Origin of the sequence: Acaryochloris marina S15 (assembly GCF_018336915.1) — a bacterium.
Taxonomy (GTDB): Bacteria; Cyanobacteriota; Cyanobacteriia; order Thermosynechococcales; family Thermosynechococcaceae; genus Acaryochloris; species Acaryochloris marina_A.
In genome coordinates, this window is the sequence record NZ_CP064923.1 from 1,994,530 (window position 1) to 2,016,194 (window position 21,665).

The following is a 21,665-nucleotide window of genomic DNA, read 5'->3' on the forward strand; positions in this document are numbered from 1 at the left end:
TGCAGCGATCAAACGTTACCGTTCGATTTAGAATTTACTGAATCAGTCTTCATAAAGGGCAGCTATGGCATATCGAATGGACCGCCGCGCCTATGCGGAAACCTATGGCCCCACGGTGGGTGATCGCATTCGTCTGGCTGATACTGAGCTGATTATTGAAGTGGAGCAAGACCACACTACCTACGGTGATGAGGTCAAGTTCGGTGGGGGTAAGGTGATTCGAGACGGTATGGGCCAATCCCCCATTACCAATGCCGATGGTGCGGTGGATACGGTGATTACCAATGCTCTAATTCTGGACTGGTGGGGCATTGTTAAAGCTGATATTGGCATTAAAGAAGGCAGGATTGCTGCCATTGGTAAGGCAGGCAATCCCTATATTCAAGATGATATTGATATTGTGATCGGCCCAGGCACGGAAGCGATTGCCGGGGAGGGCATGATTCTGACGGCAGGAGGGATTGACTCCCATATCCACTTTATTTGTCCTCAGCAAATTGAAGTTGCGATCGCATCCGGTATCACCACCATGCTCGGAGGTGGAACAGGCCCTGCAGCAGGCACCAACGCCACCACCTGCACCCCTGGCCCCTGGAATATTCACCGCATGTTGCAAGCCGCCGATGCTTTTCCCATGAATCTGGGGTTTATGGGGAAAGGCAATTCTAGTCAGCCTGCATCGTTAGTGGAACAGGTCAAAGCCGGAGCCATGGGCCTGAAGCTCCATGAAGACTGGGGAACGACCCCTGCTGCTATTGATACTTGTTTGAATGTGGCCGATCAGTTTGATGTTCAAGTGGCCATTCATACGGACACGCTCAATGAAGCGGGGTTTGTAGAAAACACCATTACAGCCTTCAAAAACCGGGTCATTCACACTTATCACACGGAAGGCGCTGGTGGAGGTCATGCTCCTGACATTATCAAGGTTTGTGGAGAAGCCAATGTCCTTCCCTCTTCCACTAATCCGACCCGTCCCTACACCGTCAATACCCTGGATGAGCACTTAGATATGCTCATGGTCTGCCATCACCTTGATGCGGGTATTCCTGAAGATGTGGCCTTTGCTGAATCCAGAATTCGTCGGGAAACCATCGCCGCTGAAGATATTCTCCATGACTTGGGGGCGTTCAGTATGATTGCTTCTGATTCCCAAGCTATGGGCCGGGTGGGTGAGGTGATTATTCGCACCTGGCAGACGGGCCACAAAATGAAAGTGCAGCGGGGACCACTCTCGGAAGATTCAGACCGTAACGACAATCACCGAGCTAAGCGTTACGTCGCCAAGTACACGATTAATCCTGCCATCACCCATGGCATTGCCGACCATGTCGGTTCGGTGGAAGTGGGTAAACTGGCCGATCTCTGTCTTTGGAAGCCTGCTATGTTTGGCGTTAAACCCGAAATGGTAATTAAAGGCGGCTTTATTGCTTGGTCCCAGATGGGAGATGCCAATGCCAGTATTCCCACACCGCAGCCTGTGCATATGCGACCGATGTTTGGTGGATTTGGGGGTGCTATTGCTGCCACGTCTCTCACCTTTGTCTCTCAAGCTGCTCAAGAGGAAGGGGTTCCTGACCAGATTGGCTTGCAGAAAAACGTTGTTGCCATCTCTAATACGCGCAATCTCAGTAAGTCGGACATGAAGCTGAATGATGCACTTCCTAAAATTGATGTAGATTCAGAAACTTATGAGGTGAGGGCCGATGGAGAGCTTCTGACCTGTGAGCCTGCTACGGTGTTGCCAATGGCACAACGGTACTTTTTGTTTTAAATCAGGATTAGAGTGGAGTTTTCAAGAGTGAAGCTTTACCTTTTGTTGAGAGTGATTTTTGTTGTTGTGTTGAACCTCGAAACGATAAAGATTTGACGCCCCAAACCCAATTTTATTTTTAGCTTGCTGTTGCTTTGAAGATATTTATTTTCCTGCTTTTAGTTAATTCTTATTAGTATTTAGACTTTTAGAATGATCAGCATGGCTAAGCGAAAAGATTTTCGATTAGATATAGAACAAGCTGTGAATCGTTTAAATATTTCTGTTGAAGATTTTAAAGCGGTTGGCATATATGAGTGTGAGGATATTTTCATCAATATTCTCAATAAATTTACTGTACTGGGAAAGCAAGGGATTTATGAGAAATGGCTGTGGAATTCCTTTAAGGGAGAATGCTTTAGCATACACCCAGAATATGTACCTAAAATTTTGAGAGAACTGATCTCTCAAGATGAGTGGGTCTGGTTCATGGCTGAAGACTGGCATAGGACAAAGCGTAAAGGAAATTATTGGCTGTACGATGGAAAGATTAATATAATTGTCGATCTTCTAGAGGAAATGTATTGTTTTGAATATTACATCGTCTCAAAAAAATATGAGTGGATTTTGTGTGAGAATCGCTATGGTAGCTTGATCGGAGTAGGACAGATTATGAGTAACAAAATTAAAAATTTAAAGTAGTCGTGAAAAGGTATTTATTTAGCAACTATTGAGTGTGGTAGCTTTAGAGAAAATGCTAGATGATCAACCTTTGCTGCAAATTTATTGGTACAGAATTCTTATTTGAAATTCGGGCTGAGTACTTGATGCGAGTGTGATGTCAAACGTCTACCCAATTTAATGTGATAGATATACCAGAGAGAGCCTCTACTGATGGGATAACTTGTCCCATGGGCATTATTGAGATGGGTCTTGTTGTTTGTCTGAGGATCGCAGATAAGACCTATCAAAACGCTCTAAAACTTATTTTTATGACTTACCAACGCTCATCATCCCGTGGTGCAATCATCATCACGACTCTTGAAGGAGTTCCAGGTCGAGACATCACTAAGCATTTTGGACTCGTTCAAGGTAGCACCATTCGTGCCAAGCATCTTGGTCGAGATATTGCTGCTGGCTTCAAAAACCTTGTCGGCGGCGAATTGCACGGATATACCGAATTGCTGCAAGAAGCCCGCCAAGAAGCCACGGATCGGATGTTGCAGCAGGCGGCCCAAATGGGAGCAAATGCAGTCGTGAACGTTCGTTATTCCACCTCCTCAGTTGCTCAAGGTGCAGCTGAACTGTTTGCCTATGGCACTGCCGTCAGAGTGGACTAACCATGTTTGAACTATTTATCCTACTTGGCTTGTTGCTTCTAGGCTATGTCGCAGGATCTATTATTGAGCAAAATCATTATGCGAATATCAAGGTGCGCGAGCGTCGAACCCAACGCGTGCCTATTTACAACATCGGAGCGAAGCAGCCATTACCCGATGCCAAGGGAGCGAAGTTGTTTGTTGGGAGTGTTGTTATCTCATCGGATTACTACAAATCCTTTCTAGCTCAGTTCAGCAAATTGCTGGGTGGGCAAATTTTTGCTTATGACAGCTTGCTGGATCGAGGACGGCGTGAAGCTTTACTGCGAATGAAAGAAGATGCAATTCGCTGGGGAGCTAAAAAAGTGGTTAATGTTCGGATCGAAACTGCGACGATTGGTAATAGCCATGGAGATGTGGGTATTCTATCGATTGAGGTTTTTGCCTACGGGACTGGGTTGAGATAAAACCGTGGGGGGATAATGTGTTGCCAAGTGATGTTCTCTTGAATGACCTGATCTCTGGTGATTCAAAGAGATACATAATGACCCTACTTCATGAGAAATATCAGATAAAAGATTCAAATGTGTTTCACTACGTTTGGGTGAAACATAGACATATCTAAAGTCTAAAGATGCTCTATGGGGCTCCAATCTGATTTGGGGATTGGTGTTTAAGGACCAGCTCCATATTGCTAGAAATATTGCCAACGAATCGTTTTCGTCTGCTTGGAACTGTCCAAAAGGCTTGAAACTCTCCCATAGCTGGGTATCTTAGACCTATGCCCGCAAGCATGATGGCAGTGTGTTTGCCTACAGAATCGCGTCAGAAATTTGGAGAGAAATAGCTAATGCTTAAGTTGAGTTACGATTTCGAACAGGCGATTCTGCCAGGAAATACTGATCTCAAAGCAAATTTACTCCTCCGTTTTGGGGCTGATTTGCCTCAATCCCCTCGTCGTGATCTCAATCTCTCCTTAGTCATCGATCGGTCTGGCTCCATGGCGGGTTGGCCCCTGCACCATGCCCTCAATGCTGCTGAATCAGTGGTGGATCAGTTAGAACCTACGGATACCCTTTCGGTGGTTGTCTATGACGACAAAGTCGATACTCCAGTCTCACCCCATGCTGTGGACGATAAAACTGCTTTGAAAACCTCGATTCGACAGGTGCGAGCTGGCGGTATTACTAATCTTTCCGGTGGATGGTTGAAGGGCTGTGAGTATGTGCAGGATAACTTTGACCCCCAAAAGATTAACCGAGTTCTACTATTAACTGATGGCCTGGCCAATATGGGGATTCGCGATCCCAAAGTCTTAACCGCCACAGCAGGGCAAAAGGCGATTGAAGGGGTCGTAACCTCAACGCTGGGATTTGGTCAAAGATTCAATGAGGATCTCCTCATTAGCATGGCCAGGGCAGCCAATGGCAATTTCTACTTTATTCAGAGTATTGATGAGGCCACAGAAGTTTTTAACATTGAACTCGCGAGTTTGCGATCTGTTGTGGGGCAAGACCTAGTCGTTACCCTTGAACTAGCGGATGGCGTCAGTTTAGTGGACACCCTCAGCTTGGCAAAAGTGAATCCAACGGACGGTGGAAAAACAGAAATTACCCTAGGAGACCTATATGAGGGCGAGGATAGATGTCTCGGACTGAGTCTATCTCTGGCTGCCATTCCTCCAGGGGAATTTACGGTCATGACGTTGCACTACAGCGCCAATACTGTTCAGAATGGTGAGGTGCAGCAGGTAACTGGATCTGCCGAGGTTGTCGCCAAGCTGGGCACTGTTGAGGAAGCCGCCATGGCGGCGTCTAGCAATATCATCCTAGAACTGAGTCATCTGATGATTGCCAGGGCAAAGGCAACGGCTCTAGAGCTTGCAGAACAGGGTAAAGTCCAAGACGCAGAACAAGCACTCCAGACCCTGATTCAAGAATTGGAAGAGAAAGGACTGAACGAGCATTTTGAAATTGCTGAAGAAATTGAGCAACTGAAATACTTTGCCAGTCGGATTGCCCAAAGAGGTTTGGGCAATTCAGGCCGTAAGGAACTTCGAGACCAGAGCTATCAGACCCTCACTCGTAACCGCAAAGATCTGGTCGGTCGAGGGGTGGAGGTTGGCGATGAAGTATCTGCCATGACTGTGGTGAATGAAGTGGGGTCTGGCATAGAGCTGCAGTGCTTCCGGCAGGGCGGGAAGTTGCGAATCAAAGCTTTGTCTGACAGCTACGATGCCCATAAGAATGTGCAATTCCCCAGAGCAATCCGAGCGGAGGGCGCTCGTTATGTTGTTGAAGGATTGGAACTGTCTAAAGATGGTAGTTTCTACCGAGTCCAAGGAAAAATTGTCCGATTAACCAAAGCTGGAGAGGTGGATAATTTTGCAACGTCTTATCGATCCAGCCCCCCCAAGACTGGTAAGGCCTCTCGTGGGCCAGCTAGTGCTGCAGATTTGCCAACCACTGATGTTGTGGGGGATGGCGTGCTGGTGCAATGCGTGAAAGCTGGCAGCAAGTTGCGAGCTAGGGTTGTTGCCGATAACTATGAGCCAGATTGGAATATGAGATTTCCTCGTTCGGTACGTGAGGAAGGCATGCTTTATGTGGTGGATGAAATTAAGGTTGGCCCGAATGGAAAATCCTATATTGCCTGTGGTGAAATTAAGCGATTTGTTCAACCCGCTGTCAGCAGTTAGGCTTTGATAACCGTACCAATCTCTCAAATGTATAGAAAGCTGTTTGATAAAAGAAACTGCCAACTATTGACGAGGCGAAAAGCTCTCCACAAAGTGGTAAAAGTTCTTTAAAGGCATGGGGTTAGCACAGTAAAAGCCTTGCAAGAGGTGGACCTTAAGCAGTTTCATCACCTCGATATCTTCAGGCTTTTCAATTCCTTCAGCAATTACTGTGATTTTGAAACTATCCGCCATTTCTACCATGGCGGACAATACATTTTTCATGCGCTGATCCTGAGTCGCACCGGCTACTAGGGATCGATCAAACTTGAGTAGATCGACGGGAAGTGTCATTACGGATCGCAAAGAGGAATATCCCGCCCCAAAATCATCAATGGCAACCCGAACACCCAGAGTATGGAGTCGATCAATTTGAAATCTGGCTTTAGATTCGGCTTCAATCAGTCCTCGCTCAGTGATTTCCAGAATCAGTTTGGCGGGGTCAATTTGTTCTGTAAAAACTAGGTTCTCCAGATAATCAACAATCTGACCTTCTACTAAATCCTGCGATTCCACATTGACGGTAATACAGGTCTCCTTCAAGGCTGGAATCTTTTGCCACTGATGCAGACATTTCTGCGCTTGGCTAACCATCTGCTTGGCAATGTCGCTAGTTAGACCGATATTAGCTGCAATGCCAATGAATAAATCAGGAGGAATATTTTTTTGATCAAGTTGCCAGCGGGCCAGTAGCTCAACTTTGGCTATTGAACCAGTTTGATAGTCAATAATCGGTTGTCCCCAAGCTACGATCTTTTTTTCTGCTACCGCTTGTCTGAGGCTACTTTCTAGTCCTAAACGTTCCTGAGTATCCTGATGCAAAGACTCATCATAGTAAATGACCCGCCTTCGCCCAGTTTGCTTGGCCCGATACATGGCCTGATCCGCATCTTTAATGAGCTGTTCTAAGTCGGCAACATCTGCACTCGCCGTGGCTGTCCCGATACTTGCAGAAATGTAGGCTTGGCCAGCCGTTACGGTGAATGGTTGTTCTAGGGTTTGGAGGATAGTGTCTGCGATCGCAAGTAAGTCTTGCAAAGGACATCCCGGCAACACTAGAAAAAATTCATCTCCCCCTAACCGGGCTAGTAAATGAGAGCGATGGTTGATAACTTTCAGTACTCGATGACCTACTTTTTCTAGTAGCTCGTCACCTACAGTATGTCCGAGCCGATCATTGACCTCTTTAAACCGATCGAGATCAACAAACATGGCTGCTTTAGGTCCGGGGGGGAGTCCAGAAAATTGTTCTGCGAGCCCCACGCGATTGAGCAATCCCGTCAAACTATCGTTACGAGCTTGGTACGTCAGTGTGGTGCGTAACTTCACCTCATTCATGCGGACTTGTCGCGCTGAATCTAATGCTTTAATTGCTGGGATAAGAAAGAAAATGGTAGCGATGCTAATTTGCCACTGATGAGTAGCGGCAATCATCACAATCGCCGTCGCTAGAATCGCTTGAATAAAATAGTCATTGGCAACAGTCACCATAATGGTCTGTGCTGCTAAGGTAATGGCCCATAGGGTTGTCAATGTCCAAAAAAATTCTCCGCCTTGGACAAAGGCAGGCCAATTTGCCAAGGCGATGCCGCACATCCAAATGCCTCGACTGGCACTAATCACATTAACTAAGATTGGGGCTTGGTATCGATCCCGCCAGTTCACCAAAAAGCGACCTGAATGGGCGAAGAAGGTAATGCCTATCCAAATCACATAGCCACTGATCCAAATGATAAATAACTTTGTGTCGACTTGGGGCCAGACAGCCACTGTGAAGGCTAGCATGAGTGTCAAGGACCCTTGAAGAATTCGCCATCGTTCACTCACCAATCTCCGATCCACATCTCGTTGGAGAGCGGTTTGAATCGTTTGAAGATGTGGCTGATGGGAATAACTCAAACTTTTATCGCAGCAATGCTACCCAACTCCATTGTGTTGATTGAAATATCTCTTGTCGGTATTCAGGGATGAAATTCACCACTGAAGAGCAAAGTCTATAAACAGAGATAAATGTTCCATAGCAACAGTGTAAAGGGTGCCCCTAAAACAGAGGGTTCGTTACAAGCCATTATGCCCACGTTAATTCATGAATATTTTATCCAATCGTTAAAATAATCTTTCATGGAATATAATTCAAGCCTTTCAGCTCAGAGTGCTAACTTCACCAATATATTCAAGCTCCAACCGTAAGCTTTATATAGACTTTGAAGAAATTTGAAAAATTGTATCTATGGATATTGGATTGGCCTGATCACCATTATTAATTGATGAAATAGACAGTTTATGAATGATTGAGTGGATCAAAATAGATTTGGAAGTATGCTAATAGAAATGGTGCAAACACTTCCTTCCGATGGGCATTGAATATTCCGTCCATATCCCCAGTGAATTTATTAGCTCACATGTCTGCCAGCTTCTCCCTGACTGGCTAGTTCCTGTTCTATCTGTGTTAGTTGTGTTTCAACACTGCCCTGTCCTCCTAGTAGAGAAAACAACAGAAACAGAATTTCATAAACAGCAACTTAGAGCTCACTTTGTCCAACTGGGGAGATTGATTGTGTTGTCATTGCAACATCTGGGGTATAGAGCTGAGATATTTGATCCTCGGACTGGCTATCCCATCCTTTCCCAGCCAGGCCCCCTACGATTAGATGATGTTGCCGTTGTGCAAACGAGTTTGGGATATCCCCTGACAGAAACAGGAGGATGTTGGATTGTTGAGCATCCCGATTGGGGCAATGCCGTGTTCCCCTCCGTGTTGCTATCGTCCGCGTCCCCAGACGTCACCCAAGCCGTAGTAGAAGAAGTCTTAGCCTCTTATACCCGCTGACCCAAGAGTTGGAGACGATACAAGCTGGCGTAGAGGCCATCCTGCTCCATCAACTGGTCATGGCTGCCTGACTCAGCTAAATGGCCTCGGTTCAGAACCAGAATGCGATCAACATTGCGAATGGTCGATAAGCGGTGGGCAATAATAATGGCGGTTCTCCCCTCCAGCAGGCGTTCCAACGCCTCTTGAATGACCGCCTCTGTACCCACATCCAAACTCGCTGTCGCCTCATCAAGCACTAGAATTCGTGGATTCCGAATCGCAGCCCTAGCAAAGGCCAAGAGCTGTTTTTGGCCCCCTGATAGATTGGTGCCTCGCTCCCTCAGAACCGTATTGTAGCCATCTGGCAACGCCTCAATAAACTGAGCTACGTTCATCTGCTCGGCTGCCGCCTTGACCGCTTCGATGGAATATTCCTCTCCCAGAGAGATATTGCTTTTGATATCCCCTGCAAAAATAAATCCATCCTGAAGAATGACCCCCACATGGCGTCGTAGCTCTGCCTGGGGTAAATCCCGTACATCTACCCCATCCACTAGAATCTGGCCCTTGGAAATCTCATACAAACGGCATAGCAGACGAATGATAGAGCTTTTTCCTGCACCTGTGGGACCCACAATGGCTACTTTCTCGCCGGGATGGATGCAAAAATCCAAGTCTTTGAGTACCCAGTCTTCCTCTTTATAGGCAAAAGATACATCTGCAAACTTGACCTCCCCCAAAGGCTGATGGTTGGAATGGGCGGGCAAAATCTTGGGATGTTCTGGGTCGCGGATCTCAACGGGCTGGTTCATTAAATCATTGATGCGCTCTACTGCTGTTAGACCCGCTTGAATGGCAGTAAACTTTTCTGCCAACTGCTGCAAAGGGAAAAATAAGCGTTGGGAATACAAGATAAAGGTAGATAGGGTCCCTAGGGTAAGGGTTTCCCCCACCACCTGAATCCCTCCAATCCAGAGCACGCCTGCTACTGCAATAAAGGCAATCCACTCTAGGGTCGCTGAAACCGCTGAGTCGTAGAAAATGGTGTGATCAATAGCGGAGACATAGCGCTGATTGATTGTACGAAATAGATCAGAATTGTAGGATTCGCGCCGGAACAATTGGACAATGCTAATGCCCATAATGTTTTCTTGCAGATTGGAATTGAGGGCTGATAATTCCTCTCTAGCTTTGTAATTAGCGCTTCGATAGCGATGTTGAAAAAAGATAATCAGCCCCGTGACTGGAATGATCAATAGCACCAGCATCAATGCCAATTGCCATTGCTGCAGAAACATAAAAAGAACAATGACGAAGATGGAGAATAAGTCACTGACAATCCCCACTGCGCCGGTCGAAAATACATCTCCTAAGGCTTCCACATCACTGGTTAAGCGGGTAATGAGTTGACCAACGGGGGTGCGATCAAAGAAGCGGACCGCTAAAGACAGGACATGGGCAAATAAATCATTGCGAATATCGGCTGTAATCTCTTGCCCCACCTTTTGGACTAAATACCCTTGTCTTGACTGGAGTCCAAACCGGATAACCACCGTGATCAGTAACAGTACGGTCAATAGGTTAATGGTTTCGGGTAGGGTTAATCCTTGTACCAAGACGGCAAGTCCCTCAACCCAGCCATTAATCAAAGTTGGCAATGCAAGATTGGCTAATCCGTTGAAAAACCAGGCTACTGCATCATAGAGCTGAGATTCACTACGGATGGCTGAAATGGCTTGACCCACCAGGATGGGTTGGATTGCTCCCGCTACGGATAAGGGAATCAACAGACTAAACACCGTTAACAGTTCCCGGCGGTACTGTCGAGCATAGGGAACGACCCTTAGAATCAGTCGCCAATCGCCTTGAGGGCGACGTTTAGATCCTGGGGATGAGGTGGAAGCTGAGGAAGAGGTCATACGTCACAGTGTAGGGTGCAATGTTACGAAGTTGCACATTCATAAAGGTCAATGGCTCTGTCCTGGATGCCCTTAACCTGGAAAGGCTTTTTAATTGCTAAGTTACAAGCAGAGACAACGATTGGAGCAGATAGGTCTCTGAGGGAGAGAATGATGAGAATTGCCATTTTTAGCAGTAAACGATACGACCAACAGTTTCTTCAAGCTGCCAATATCGAGTATGGTCATGAGCTTGTTTTTTTTGAACCTCGGTTATCCACTGCAACTGCTCCTCTGGCCAAAGACTTTCCCGTGGTTTGTGTTTTTATCAACGACCATTTGGATGCGGAAACCCTTGAAATTCTGGCAACTCAAGGAACCCAACTCGTGGCTCTGCGATCAGCAGGCTTTAACAATGTTGATTTAGCCAAGGCGACTGAACTGGGGATTACCGTTGTCCGAGTCCCTGCTTATTCGCCCTATTCCGTGGCTGAGCATGCAGTGGGCATGATTTTGATGCTTAATCGGAAGCTATACAGAGCCTATAACCGAGTTCGGGATGATAATTTCTCCCTGGAAGGGCTGCTTGGGTTTGATCTCCATAACTGTCCAGTAGGGATTGTAGGAACGGGCAAAATTGGTGAATGTTTTGCCCAAATTATGAGGGGGTTTGGATGTCAGCTATTGGCCTATGATCCCTATCCAAATCCAACTTGTATTGAGCTGGGGGTAACTTACACGGCGCTGGAAGATTTACTGGCCCAATCCAAGATAGTTTCTTTGCATTGCCCCCTGATGCCGGAAACCTACCACATCATTAATGCTGAGACCTTAGGGGCATTTCAGCCTGGAACGATGTTGATTAACACTAGCCGAGGTGGACTGATTGATACCCCCGCTGTGATTGATGCGATTAAATCTGGGCAAGTGGGCTATTTAGGGATTGATGTGTATGAACAAGAAGAAAACCTATTTTTTGAAGATCTGTCTGATACGGTGATTCAGGACGATCACTTTCAACTCCTACAATCCTTTCCCAATGTTTTGATCACGGCCCATCAAGCCTTCTTTACTCGGAATGCTCTAGAAAATATTGCTAGCACCACATTGAGCAATATTGCAGATTTTGCAGCAGGGCGTCCTTGCATCAATCAGGTCAAATTGACCTAGACCGGGGTATCCTAATCAACGGTTACCCCTATATTTCAGCGGCTATCAACTAGCGCTATCTAGATTTAATCAACTCTCATTAGTGCCAATATTCATGAGTATCAACACCGTCTATACCCAACCGTTTTCGGACCAAAAACCAGGAACTTCAGGACTGCGAAAGCAGGTAACAGTTTTTCAACAGTTTCATTATTTAGAGAATTTTACCCAATCCATTTTCGATAGCCTAGAAAACTACCAAGGCCAGACCCTAGTGGTGGGTGGTGATGGTCGTTTCTACAATCGACATGCGATTCAAATTATTTTGAAAATGGCTGCGGCTAATGGCTTTGGCAAGGTACTGGTAGGGCAAAACGGCATCTTGTCGACCCCTGCGGTTTCGTGTGTGATCCGCAAGAACAAGGCCTATGGGGGGATTGTCTTATCCGCGAGTCATAATCCCGGCGGCCCGGATGGTGATTTTGGTATTAAGTACAACATTGGCAATGGTGGACCGGCCCCCGAGAAGGTCACCGAGGCGATTTATGCTCGCAGTAAGGAAATCGATGTCTATCGCATCACCGAGGCGGATGATGTCAATCTCGATCAATTGGGAACGTCTCAATTAGGTGAGATGACGGTTGAGGTGATTGATGCGGTCCAAGACTATGCCCAGTTGATGGAGTCTTTGTTTGATTTTGATCGGATTCGACAGTTGTTGACCTCCGGCGGATTTAGCATCATCGTCGATTCTATGCATGCGGTTACGGGGCCTTATGCCCATGCTCTATTTGCCGATCGGCTTGGGGCGGGGGCAGATAGCGTTATGAATGGCAAACCCTTGGAAGATTTTGGGGGCGGTCACCCGGATCCTAATTTGGTCTATGCCCATGAGTTGGTTGAAGAACTGTTTGGGGAGAATGCACCTAACTTTGGAGCCGCCTCGGATGGGGATGGCGATCGCAACATGGTATTGGGGCAACGCTTCTTTGTGACCCCTAGCGATAGTCTGGCGATTCTGACGGCCAACGCTAAGCTTGTGCCAGGTTATCAGAATGGTCTGGCAGGGGTGGCGCGGTCTATGCCAACGAGTCAGGCGGTGGACCGGGTGGCGGCCAAGTTAGGCTTTGACTGCTATGAAACTCCTACAGGCTGGAAATTCTTTGGTAACCTCTTGGATGCTGACAAGGCAACCCTCTGTGGAGAGGAGAGCTTTGGCACGGGATCGAACCATGTGCGTGAGAAGGATGGTCTCTGGGCGGTGCTGTTCTGGCTAAATATCTTGGCCGTTCGGCAGCAGTCTGTGGAGGACATCGTCAAGGAGCACTGGCAGGAGTATGGCCGTAATTACTACTCGCGCCATGATTATGAAGCGGTTGACTCTGAAAAAGCCAATACCTTAATGGCGAATTTACGGGATAAGACGGCCACTTTAAAAGGTCAAAAGCTGGGCCAATATGAAGTGGAATATGCGGACGACTTTAGCTATACAGACCCGGTAGATGGTAGTGTCAGCAAAAAGCAAGGGGTTCGCATTGGCTTTACCGATGGTTCTCGTATTGTCTTTCGACTCTCCGGTACAGGCACTCAAGGGGCAACGTTACGGTTGTATGTAGAAAGCTATGAATCCGATGTCAGCAAGCAAGGACTGGACCCGCAAGATGCCCTGGCTCCATTAATTACCCTGGCTGATGAAGTGGCTCAGATCCGTACCCTTACAGGACGAGATAAGCCGACGGTGATTACCTAAGTGATGTGTCTAATCGCTCCAATGCCATGAGTTGTCCTTGGAGCGATTTGCCCATTGAGAGAGTCGCTTTGAGCGATGGACTTACTCAAGGTTCTGCTGTATTTCCTGCCCCACTGCCTGAGCATTGGGATCGGAGCTTTGTAGCAGGGCATCTGAGACATTGTGCTGCTCAATTAAGCTACGGTTTTGGCTAAGTTTATACTTGCCTTCTAGTCGGGTCACTACCATCTCAAAGCCGACGATCCCTTTCATCATGCCGGTGCGAAAGGCCTCAGACAAGTTGTGCCACTGAGATTTATAGCTGGCTTCGTAGGTATCTACCATTTCATCGATCATCTGATCCATTAGCTCTGGTGCATCTTTGAAGGTGATGATGTTAGGGGTGCCATAGGCATGGACTGCAATATAATTCCACGTGGGCACACTCTCATCCTTCTCATACAAGGTGGGAGAGATGTAAGCATGGACTCCAGAAAAAATTGCTAGGGATTCAGCGATGTCAAAGGCTTGCCAGTGGAGATTCCCTTTTGCCAGATGCCCCACTAAGGTCACTACACCGTCTGATTCATTGACAACTAGGGGAATATGGGAGGCAAACGGTACACCCTCCACGGTTGATACGAGGGTCGCGAAGCTGTGAGCTTGCATAAAGGCGACTAACTTATCAATATTGTCTTCTTGAAAGGCAGTTGGCCTGTGCATGTCAATATTGCCGTTTTTCAGCAAAAGAATAGCCACTGCTCCATCATAGATGGCAGATTTTAGCCTGGTTATATCAGTGTTCTGACATCATGACGAATACTGATATAACCAGAGGATTTTTAGCTGGTACATCAAGGGCTTGAGATACCAACACCCACAGGGTTTGGGATAAATTTCATAAAACCGTTGCATTGCTGATGGGTTCTTGTATAATGGTGGAACTTTGCCTTCAAGGCCCAGGGCGGGTGGCGAAATGGTAGACGCACCACACTCAAAATGTGGCGACTTCGGTCATGAGAGTTCGAGTCTCTCCCTGCCCATTCAAAATTGATTGTCTGTTCGTAAGTTCCTTATTGGAGCTTTCTGTATGTGGCGCTTGCGAGCATATTACTAATTCTGCATGTCTATCCAATCAGTCCTTGCTCCTCAAACTTGGCCCTTTCCAGCTAGCGATTTGCCCCAATCTGCCTGTTTAGTGGGGGGATGTGTTCGGGATGCGTTACTGAATCGACAGACTGCCTATTTAGATTTGGATTTTGTCTTACCTGAGTCTGCGGTAGAAACGGCTCATAGGGTTTCTCAAAGTTGCAATGCGGGGTTTGTGCTTCTCGATGCCGAGCGAGATATTGCTCGGGTGGTTTTCCCGGATGCAACTGCAGATTTTGCGCTGCAGGTGGGAGATTCCTTAGAAGAGGACTTGCAGCGACGGGACTATACGATTAATGCGATCGCATATCATCCCTTTTCCGATACGGTAATTGATCCCTTAGGAGGACAGCAGGATCTCGAAGCTGGTGTTCTCCGCATGATCGCAGCCAAAAACTTGGGAGAGGATCCCCTGCGATTGCTTCGGGCTTATCGGCAAGCAGCCCAATTGGGATTTACCATCGAGTCCCAGACTCAAACCCACATTTGCCAACTGACTCCAAAATTAAAGGGTATCGCTGCCGAGCGGATCAAAGTGGAGCTGAGCTATCTGCTGAGCGATTCTAAGGCGTCACCTTGGGTTCACCAGCTTTGGCAAGATGGTTTGTTAAGTACATCGTTTCCCCAGGCCTCAGCCACGAGCCTTGCTTTATTACCTGTCATCGATGAGTCTGCTAAACTCCTCCAAACATATGTCCCGGACTTAGCAACTGCCTTGTCTCAAGAACTCAATGAACGGGCCCAAGGAAAAGAAGCTGCCCAACGCACCCTCCTGTCCACTACCAAATGGGTATCACTCCTATCTGACCATCCAGCTCAGGCAGAAACAAACCTGAAACAAATGAAGTTCAGCCGAGGAGAAATCAATGTGATTACTCGGGTGTTGAATGGTTGGCCCCGTTTAAAACAGCTTCTGCAGCAGGAACACTGCCTTCGTGCTGATCAGTTTTATCTATTCCAAGACGCGGGTGCCGCGTTCCCCGCCGTTGTGATGGTGGCTTTAGCGGCTGAACTGATGCAGCAACCCTTACAAGGGGCTGAGACTCCTGCTTGTCTGCAAGCCTTAAAGCCTTGGATTGCAGAATATCTCAATCCCCTTAGCCCTTTAGCCCACCCTCAACCGCTGTTATCGGGGTCAGCCTTGATGAAGTCCCTGAGCTTATCGCCGGGGCCAGAAGTGGGGCGTTTGCTCTCACAACTGGCCCTAGCTCAAGCAGAAGGTAGCATCACCACATCAGAAGAAGCATTGAAGTTGGCCCAAACCCTAGTTAGCTCGCCTTCTTAAATGGCTGAGAACGGTTGGCCGCTACCCAAACAACAATAAAACCAAGCACAACGGAGAGTAGGCTTAACCCCATTACGCCTAAGAGGGCAAAGCCTTGACCATATCCATAGCGGCTAATTTGGCCTGCCGGTAGCATCCAATTAGGGCTGTAAATGGCTAGCCAGCCGATTCCTAAGAGGGTCATGCCCCAAACAAGTCCAAACCCCAAGGACCAGGGCCATGCTTGTAGACGAGCAGGCTTTGGGGATGTCAGTTGCTTTCCCTTTGTGTGTCCCAAGCGCCAGCCTAAGCCTAAGCCTCCCAACCAAACTAAGCCCAGTAATACTTGAGAGCCGTATTTGACGGGATAATAGGCCCATCCTACGGGGGCCTGTATTGTGAGTGCGATCGCATTACCCGGCAGCTCAGTAAACTGACCCGTCAAAACATCCCCTTTTCTCGTGAACTCAGGTGTTGTCGCAACTTGCCACTTCGGGGGTAGGTAAATGGTGACATCTAATCCGCCAAAGGCTGACCAGGCTTTCGCAGGGGCAAGGACGTAAGCAAATTGGTGATAAATCGTGGGTTTGCCTAACAAATGGGTGGCGGTTTGGGCTGAATACTGAACCTTGAGGTTCTGCTTCCTGGGAGGAATCGTGACGCTTAAGGCCATTGGGGTGACCTGAGTAGAATGGCGCAGATAATCTAAGGGCTGGTGATCAATTCCTGGCGTGTACTCTGGTGCTTCCCAATTTTGAGGTAATGGAGCATTAGGGGCAGGCTGACTGGTAATGACTTGATCGTTTAGCCAGACCTGAAAGTTTTCAGTGCCTAATGTTCCTAGGGCAAACAGTAAGTCGAGCTGTTTCTCGTCCCCTTCATTCTGGAGATGATAGACCGCTTCTACCTGGGCTAAGTCTTTTTGGGCGATGGGGCGGAGGTCGATGGTCAGGGTTTCACGGGTGATTTCGATGTCTTCAATACCAATCGGTTCGGCAGTGACCTGCCCTCCATAGGAGGGGGGGCCTAGATTGGCCCAAGCGATTGGCATGAGCATTCCTGCGACTATCATCCATCCAAACCATCGCCATACCCTCATCATCACTTGCAACCTTACTGAACATCCAACCTTCTCAGGCTACTAAAACGAGTGCCTCTGTAGCCTAGATTCAGTAGTAAATCTTTATGAGTTATTGGAATTTAAGACTTTACTGGAGGATAGGTTTAAGTGTGCCAGAGGTGATTCAAAGATTCTTGGAAGTTGGAAGAAAAATTTTGCTCTAGCAGAATTTTTTTAAAGATATAGGGAACAATATGGTTTGGGAATAGCTCTGGTTAATTGAATTGATTGACCAATATATTGTCAGCAACTGAAATAGGTGATTGAGTATTTTTGATTGATGACCCTATTGACTATCCCAGAAATCTCTACTTCTTTCTGCATCAGCCTTGGTGGTGTCTTTAGTAGATGTGAGAAGTTTAGGGTTTTAAGAAAAGCAATCTATTGAATTAGGGATAAATAAGAAACGGATGAATATACTAGGTATTGGAATCATATTATTAGTCTATACATTAGTAATCCTACTGTTTATCACTAATGCGAATAAAGTTGCCGTGTATATTAACAATACATTTAATAAAAAAAGCAAGAAAAGAATCACGCAATGTGATGTGTTGATATATTCTGGCAGCTGGCTAATTGCCATGACTGTTTTCAGCCAATATTTCAATAGTTCAGGTAGTGGTGGTTGGGGGACAACGACTTTTGATATTTGTAGTGTTCTCTATGGGATATTTATGCTTGTTTTTGGCTATATTAAAAAACGTCAGTGATAGGATGCTGAGAGCGTTCAAAATCAGCTATACATTCCGATTCTTGCAGTGTCTGTATTAATTGTGGATGAACTGATAGAAATTGCTCTGCCGTTTAATTGATATATTTTCCAATAAAAAAAAGCTATTTTAAAGAATATATGGGGATAAAAATTTTAGTTTTTGACCATGAAAACGGTACGAGTTTTACTCAGGTTGATGTGTGGGTTCACCATACTATCCATCTTTGGTATATGGCTATATGCATTTGCGCCTATTACTGCTCCATGGGCTGAATTTGGATATTACGGTAAATTTCATCAGGTTCAGCGAATTATCCTAGAGACGCCTGAATTAAGCATTATTGACCAATGGCAACATCGTGACGTCAGCCTGGAAGACTTCGGCTTCACGGTCCAACGGAAGGATGGCTCAACTACCCAGATTGACTTTTATGATCACTCCGACCAAATGCGGCTGAGTTCAGATGAAGAAATCCGCAATTACATAGCCAGCTTTATCTAAAACTTAGCAACTAGCCCCCTATGATTTGAGAGGGGGGCAGCAATCTCACGAGCAAAAACCATCCGTTATTGATTAGGTAAAGCTGCAGTCCATCCTTCCTCTATAATCGAGACTCTGGTATTGCACTCATCCCACAGGGATGAGTTGTGATTTGATCTAGAACTTGGTTTGAAGTTTTTCATTTAAGGATTATTTATGGCTGCTGATCGGGCGTCTGAGTCACCCAACCAGGGCTCCACTTTAGAAGAAGTGAGAGCCAATCGTTTGCAAAAGGTTGAGCAGCTCAAACAAGCAGGCTTAACCCCCTATGCCTATCGGTGGCAGTCTACCCATACCGCCCAGGCCCTACAAGAGAAATTTGTAGATCTGGCCAATGGTGAAGAGGAGAGTTTTGACGTTGCGATCGCAGGTCGTATCCTCGCCCGTCGAGTCATGGGGAAGTTAGCCTTCTTCAAACTCCAGGACGAAACGGGGACCATCCAGCTCTACCTGGAAAAAAAACGTATCCAAGAGCAGATGGGTGAGCAAAACGAGCAAGCCTTTAACCTCCTGAAAAAGCTGACAGATGTCGGTGACTTTATCGGTGTTCAAGGGACGATCAAACGTACTGATAAAGGTGAACTCTCTGTCTATGTCAGGGAATACACTGTTCTTACCAAGTCTTTATTACCTCTGCCCGATAAATGGCATGGCCTTACAGATATTGCCAAGCGGTATCGCCAACGCTACGTGGATCTGATCGTCAATCCCACCGTGCGAGAGACCTTCCGACGACGGGCTCAAATTACCGCTAGCATTCGCCGCTATCTAGACGAGCAGGGGTTTATTGAAATTGAAACCCCTGTATTGAACTCCGAAGCAGGAGGAGCGGAGGCTCGCCCGTTTATCACCTATCACAACACGATGGAGATGGATCTGTATTTGCGGATCGCGACGGAACTGCATTTGAAGCGGTTAATTGTCGGCGGCTTTGAAAAAGTCTTTGAACTGGGACGGGTATTCCGTAACGAAGGAATTTCCACCCGCCATAACCCCGAATTCACCACCATCGAAGTCTACCAAGCCTATGCCGACTACAACGACATGATGGATTTAACGGAAGCGTTAATTTGTACAGCGGCAGAACGGTCCGTGGGCAGTTTGCAAGTGCCTTATCAAGGTGAAACCATCGATCTCACTTCACCTTGGCGACGAGTGACCATGCATGTTGCGGTACAAGAGAAAACAGGACTAGATTTTTCCACCTTTAAGACAGTAGAAGCAGCCCAAAAAGCAGCCACGAAGGCAGGCATCACTGGAGTGGCAGATTGCGAGAGTGTGGGCCATGTCCTCAATGAAGCCTTTGAGCAAAAGGTGGAAGCGACTCTTATTCAACCCACCTTTATTCTTGACTATCCAGTCGAAATTTCTCCCTTAGCGAAACCCCATCGGTCACGGCCTGGATTGGTGGAGCGGTTTGAATTATTTATCGTCGGTCGGGAGACGGCTAATAGTTTCTCAGAATTGACCGATCCAGTGGATCAGCGCCAGCGTTTAGAAGCCCAGGCCGCTCGTAAAGAAGCAGGGGATTTAGAAGCCCATGGAGTTGATGAAGACTTTATCACGGCGTTGGAATATGGCATGCCCCCCACGGGTGGATTAGGAATTGGCATTGATCGCTTAGCGATGCTCCTCAGTGATGCGGCCAGTATTCGGGATGTGATTGCGTTCCCCCTCTTAAAACCAGAGAAAACTGAGGATGAAGGATAAACCGATTTTGAAATAGATAGGCTGTTCAGGTCACATCTATTTCAAAATCGGTTTGATATTAGGATGGCATGACCTCCAATTTGGTTGTTATGCCTGATTGCATAGTTGTGCGCCAGGGGAGGGAACTTCACCGACTCTGGCCTGCTGTTGCCGATGACCGACAAATCGCTCCAATGCAATTAAAGCCCGATTGTAATCAATGATCGCCTGCAAACGATTGCTACGGGTGCGAGTCAGTTCTGTTTCAGCATTACTGACCTCGAGTTGAGTTCCAATCCCGGCTTTGGAGCGCAATCGAGCTAGCTCTAAACTTTGCTCTGCCTGGATGACTGCACATTCATTCGTCGCGATATTCTTAAAGCTAGATTGCAGGGTAAAGTAATTCTGCTCGACTTGAAATCGAACCAGATTTTTAAAGTTGGCAAACTGAGTTTCGGCGATTTTCGCACCCAAGGCTTGCTGTCTAGCGTTGGCTTTGGTTGCGCCTCCATCAAATAGCAACTTGGTGACTTGCCCACCTAGGGAATAACCAAAAGCCTCTGTCAGGTCATCTAAATCAACCGCAAAGTTACCACTAGCAGCCACACTGACCTGGGGCCCAAAACTTCCCTTAATTAGTCGTTCATTCTGCTGGGCAATTTGTCGCTGATCCAAGATTTCTCCTAGTTCAGACCGATTTTGTTGGGCCTTGGCAATCGTATTCGTGAGAGAAATGGGCCATAACCCTGCAATTTTGACAGAGTCGGCTGCCGATAAGGTGGCTCTGGGATTAAGGCTTAAACGCTGAGCCAATTGGCGTCGAGCAGTGAGCTGTTGACTTTGGGCTTGAGAAAGTTGCTGTTGTTGGTTCGCCAGCTGTACTTCTGAACGCAAGACATCAAACCGAGTGCCTAAACCAGCCTGTTCCAAAGCCCGAGTATTATCCAAGGTTTCTTCGGCATTTCTCACGGCTGCCTTGGCAATCTGAACTAACTCATCCGCCTGCTGCATATCGTAATAGTCATTGGAGACGTCTAGGCGTAGCTGCTGCAACTGGGTTTCTAGGGACTTCTCAGCGGCCTTGAGGGCAGACTCGGCAGCACGAATACTGGCTGGGCGTTGTCCGGAAGTGAATACATCGTAATCCAGCTGAACGCTAGTGTTGAACAGATTGCTCACAGAAGGAAAAAGAGAGGGCTGATCTCGAACCGTTTGAATTTGAGCCTGCAATCCTTGAATGGTCTGATTCAAAATCGCTGTTTGAGCTGCATTGGCCCCAGGTAATTGGGCCTGTAACTGCTGAATTTGATCTTCAATCCCTTCGACTTGGGTTTCTACCTGCTGCTTGTTGATGATCCGTGATGTGGCCGAATCTGTTCGATTGAGGCTCGCCTGAGCACTGATGGTTGGGAGTTCAGCGGCTTTGGCTTCTGCTAATGCTGCTTTGGACTGGCGCACCTGCAATTCCACCACCTGCAAATCTCGATTGTTGCGCTTGGCCAGTTCTAAGGCTTGTTCCAATGTAATCGCCTGGTCGAGGTCCGGGTCGATGGTGACATCTTCCGGAGCAGTCGGTACGTCCAATACTTTGGGATCAGGATTCAGTATTTTGGGATCCGTTGTGGGTAGACGCAGGGGTTGCTCATTGATCTCCGAAGGCTTCAGATCACTCGCAGATGGGATATCCTCTTGAGCCTGGATTGGAACAAGCGATCCACCCATCACCAATGCTGCACTCAAGCAACCGACTTTGCTCCATTTTATCCACGATAGGTGTTGCATAATGGCTC

At 47.1% G+C, this 21,665-nt stretch carries 17 protein-coding genes and 1 tRNA gene; 13 read left to right on the forward strand and 5 right to left on the reverse strand.

The genetic code is table 11. The features are described 5' to 3' along the window. Positions 1-64 precede the first annotated feature (64 nt). From ureC to I1H34_RS09815, 5 genes are all read left to right on the forward strand, one after another. Positions 65-1,774 (forward strand): urease subunit alpha, encoded by a 1,710-nt coding sequence (gene ureC / locus I1H34_RS09795; RefSeq protein WP_212665449.1) that lies wholly within the window; start codon positions 65-67, stop codon positions 1,772-1,774. Between the two features lie 201 nt (positions 1,775-1,975). Beyond that, positions 1,976-2,455: a DUF6756 family protein gene (locus I1H34_RS09800; protein ID WP_212665450.1), complete on the forward strand. Its 480-nt coding sequence runs from the start codon at positions 1,976-1,978 to the stop codon at positions 2,453-2,455. Positions 2,456-2,745: 290 nt separating this feature from the next. Next, complete coding sequence (locus tag I1H34_RS09805; protein WP_212666214.1) at positions 2,746-3,093, forward strand: YbjQ family protein; 348 nt, start codon at positions 2,746-2,748, stop codon at positions 3,091-3,093. Between the two features lie 2 nt (positions 3,094-3,095). Then, positions 3,096-3,539: a YbjQ family protein gene (locus I1H34_RS09810; protein ID WP_212665451.1), complete on the forward strand. Its 444-nt coding sequence runs from the start codon at positions 3,096-3,098 to the stop codon at positions 3,537-3,539. Positions 3,540-3,922: 383 nt separating this feature from the next. Continuing rightward, a complete protein-coding gene (locus tag I1H34_RS09815) occupies positions 3,923-5,770 on the forward strand; it encodes a vWA domain-containing protein (protein ID WP_212665452.1) in 1,848 nt (615 codons plus the stop codon). 63 nt (positions 5,771-5,833) lie between these two features. Here I1H34_RS09815 and I1H34_RS09820 read toward each other — a convergent pair whose 3' ends face one another. After that, a complete protein-coding gene (locus tag I1H34_RS09820; protein ID WP_212665453.1) occupies positions 5,834-7,708 on the reverse strand; it encodes a putative bifunctional diguanylate cyclase/phosphodiesterase in 1,875 nt (624 codons plus the stop codon). A 454-nt stretch (positions 7,709-8,162) separates the two neighbouring features. Here I1H34_RS09820 and I1H34_RS09825 point away from each other — a divergent pair, with 454 nt between their 5' ends. Continuing rightward, the gene (locus tag I1H34_RS09825) at positions 8,163-8,639 is read left to right on the forward strand and encodes a methylmalonic aciduria and homocystinuria type D protein (RefSeq protein WP_212665454.1); all 477 of its coding nucleotides are present in this window, start codon (positions 8,163-8,165) and stop codon (positions 8,637-8,639) included. On the opposite strand, the gene I1H34_RS09830 is transcribed toward I1H34_RS09825, so the two are convergent. Further along, entirely contained in the window at positions 8,627-10,540 is a 1,914-nt protein-coding gene (locus I1H34_RS09830; RefSeq protein WP_212665455.1) for an ABC transporter ATP-binding protein, read from the reverse strand. The two genes, I1H34_RS09825 and I1H34_RS09830, sit on opposite strands and share 13 nt — an antisense overlap. A gap of 153 nt (positions 10,541-10,693) precedes the next feature. Between I1H34_RS09830 and I1H34_RS09835 the strand changes: the two genes are divergently transcribed. Together I1H34_RS09835 and I1H34_RS09840 are read left to right on the forward strand one after the other, a co-directional pair. Next, the gene (locus I1H34_RS09835; RefSeq protein ID WP_212666215.1) at positions 10,694-11,689 is read left to right on the forward strand and encodes a 2-hydroxyacid dehydrogenase; all 996 of its coding nucleotides are present in this window, start codon (positions 10,694-10,696) and stop codon (positions 11,687-11,689) included. A 94-nt stretch (positions 11,690-11,783) separates the two neighbouring features. After that, positions 11,784-13,418, forward strand: a complete 1,635-nt coding sequence (locus I1H34_RS09840) for an alpha-D-glucose phosphate-specific phosphoglucomutase (protein WP_212665456.1) — start codon at positions 11,784-11,786, stop codon at positions 13,416-13,418. An 81-nt stretch (positions 13,419-13,499) separates the two neighbouring features. Here the strand turns inward: I1H34_RS09840 and I1H34_RS09845 are convergent, their stop codons facing one another. Then, on the reverse strand, positions 13,500-14,120 hold the full coding sequence (locus I1H34_RS09845) for an FMN-binding negative transcriptional regulator (protein ID WP_212665457.1): 621 nt from the start codon (positions 14,118-14,120) through the stop codon (positions 13,500-13,502). Between the two features lie 239 nt (positions 14,121-14,359). Here I1H34_RS09845 and I1H34_RS09850 point away from each other — a divergent pair. Next, positions 14,360-14,440 (forward strand) — tRNA-Leu (locus tag I1H34_RS09850). 80 nt (positions 14,441-14,520) lie between these two features. Further along, positions 14,521-15,831: a CCA tRNA nucleotidyltransferase gene (locus tag I1H34_RS09855; protein WP_212665458.1), complete on the forward strand. Its 1,311-nt coding sequence runs from the start codon at positions 14,521-14,523 to the stop codon at positions 15,829-15,831. On the opposite strand, the gene I1H34_RS09860 is transcribed toward I1H34_RS09855, so the two are convergent. Further along, on the reverse strand, positions 15,815-16,861 hold the full coding sequence (locus I1H34_RS09860) for a hypothetical protein (protein ID WP_212665459.1): 1,047 nt from the start codon (positions 16,859-16,861) through the stop codon (positions 15,815-15,817). The two genes, I1H34_RS09855 and I1H34_RS09860, sit on opposite strands and share 17 nt — an antisense overlap. Before the next feature lie 479 nt (positions 16,862-17,340). Here I1H34_RS09860 and I1H34_RS09865 point away from each other — a divergent pair, with 479 nt between their 5' ends. The 3 genes from I1H34_RS09865 to lysS all read left to right on the forward strand — a co-directional run bounded on the left by I1H34_RS09865 (position 17,341) and on the right by lysS (position 19,896). Then, positions 17,341-17,643, forward strand: coding sequence for a hypothetical protein (locus I1H34_RS09865; protein WP_212665460.1), 303 nt, complete (start codon positions 17,341-17,343; stop codon positions 17,641-17,643). 168 nt (positions 17,644-17,811) lie between these two features. Continuing rightward, entirely contained in the window at positions 17,812-18,147 is a 336-nt protein-coding gene (locus I1H34_RS09870) for a hypothetical protein (RefSeq protein ID WP_212665461.1), read from the forward strand. 195 nt (positions 18,148-18,342) lie between these two features. Beyond that, complete coding sequence (gene lysS, locus I1H34_RS09875) at positions 18,343-19,896, forward strand: lysine--tRNA ligase (protein WP_212665462.1); 1,554 nt, start codon at positions 18,343-18,345, stop codon at positions 19,894-19,896. Between the two features lie 87 nt (positions 19,897-19,983). Here lysS and I1H34_RS09880 read toward each other — a convergent pair whose 3' ends face one another. Next, the gene (locus I1H34_RS09880) at positions 19,984-21,657 is read right to left on the reverse strand and encodes a TolC family protein (protein ID WP_212665463.1); all 1,674 of its coding nucleotides are present in this window, start codon (positions 21,655-21,657) and stop codon (positions 19,984-19,986) included. Positions 21,658-21,665: the final 8 nt, after the last annotated feature.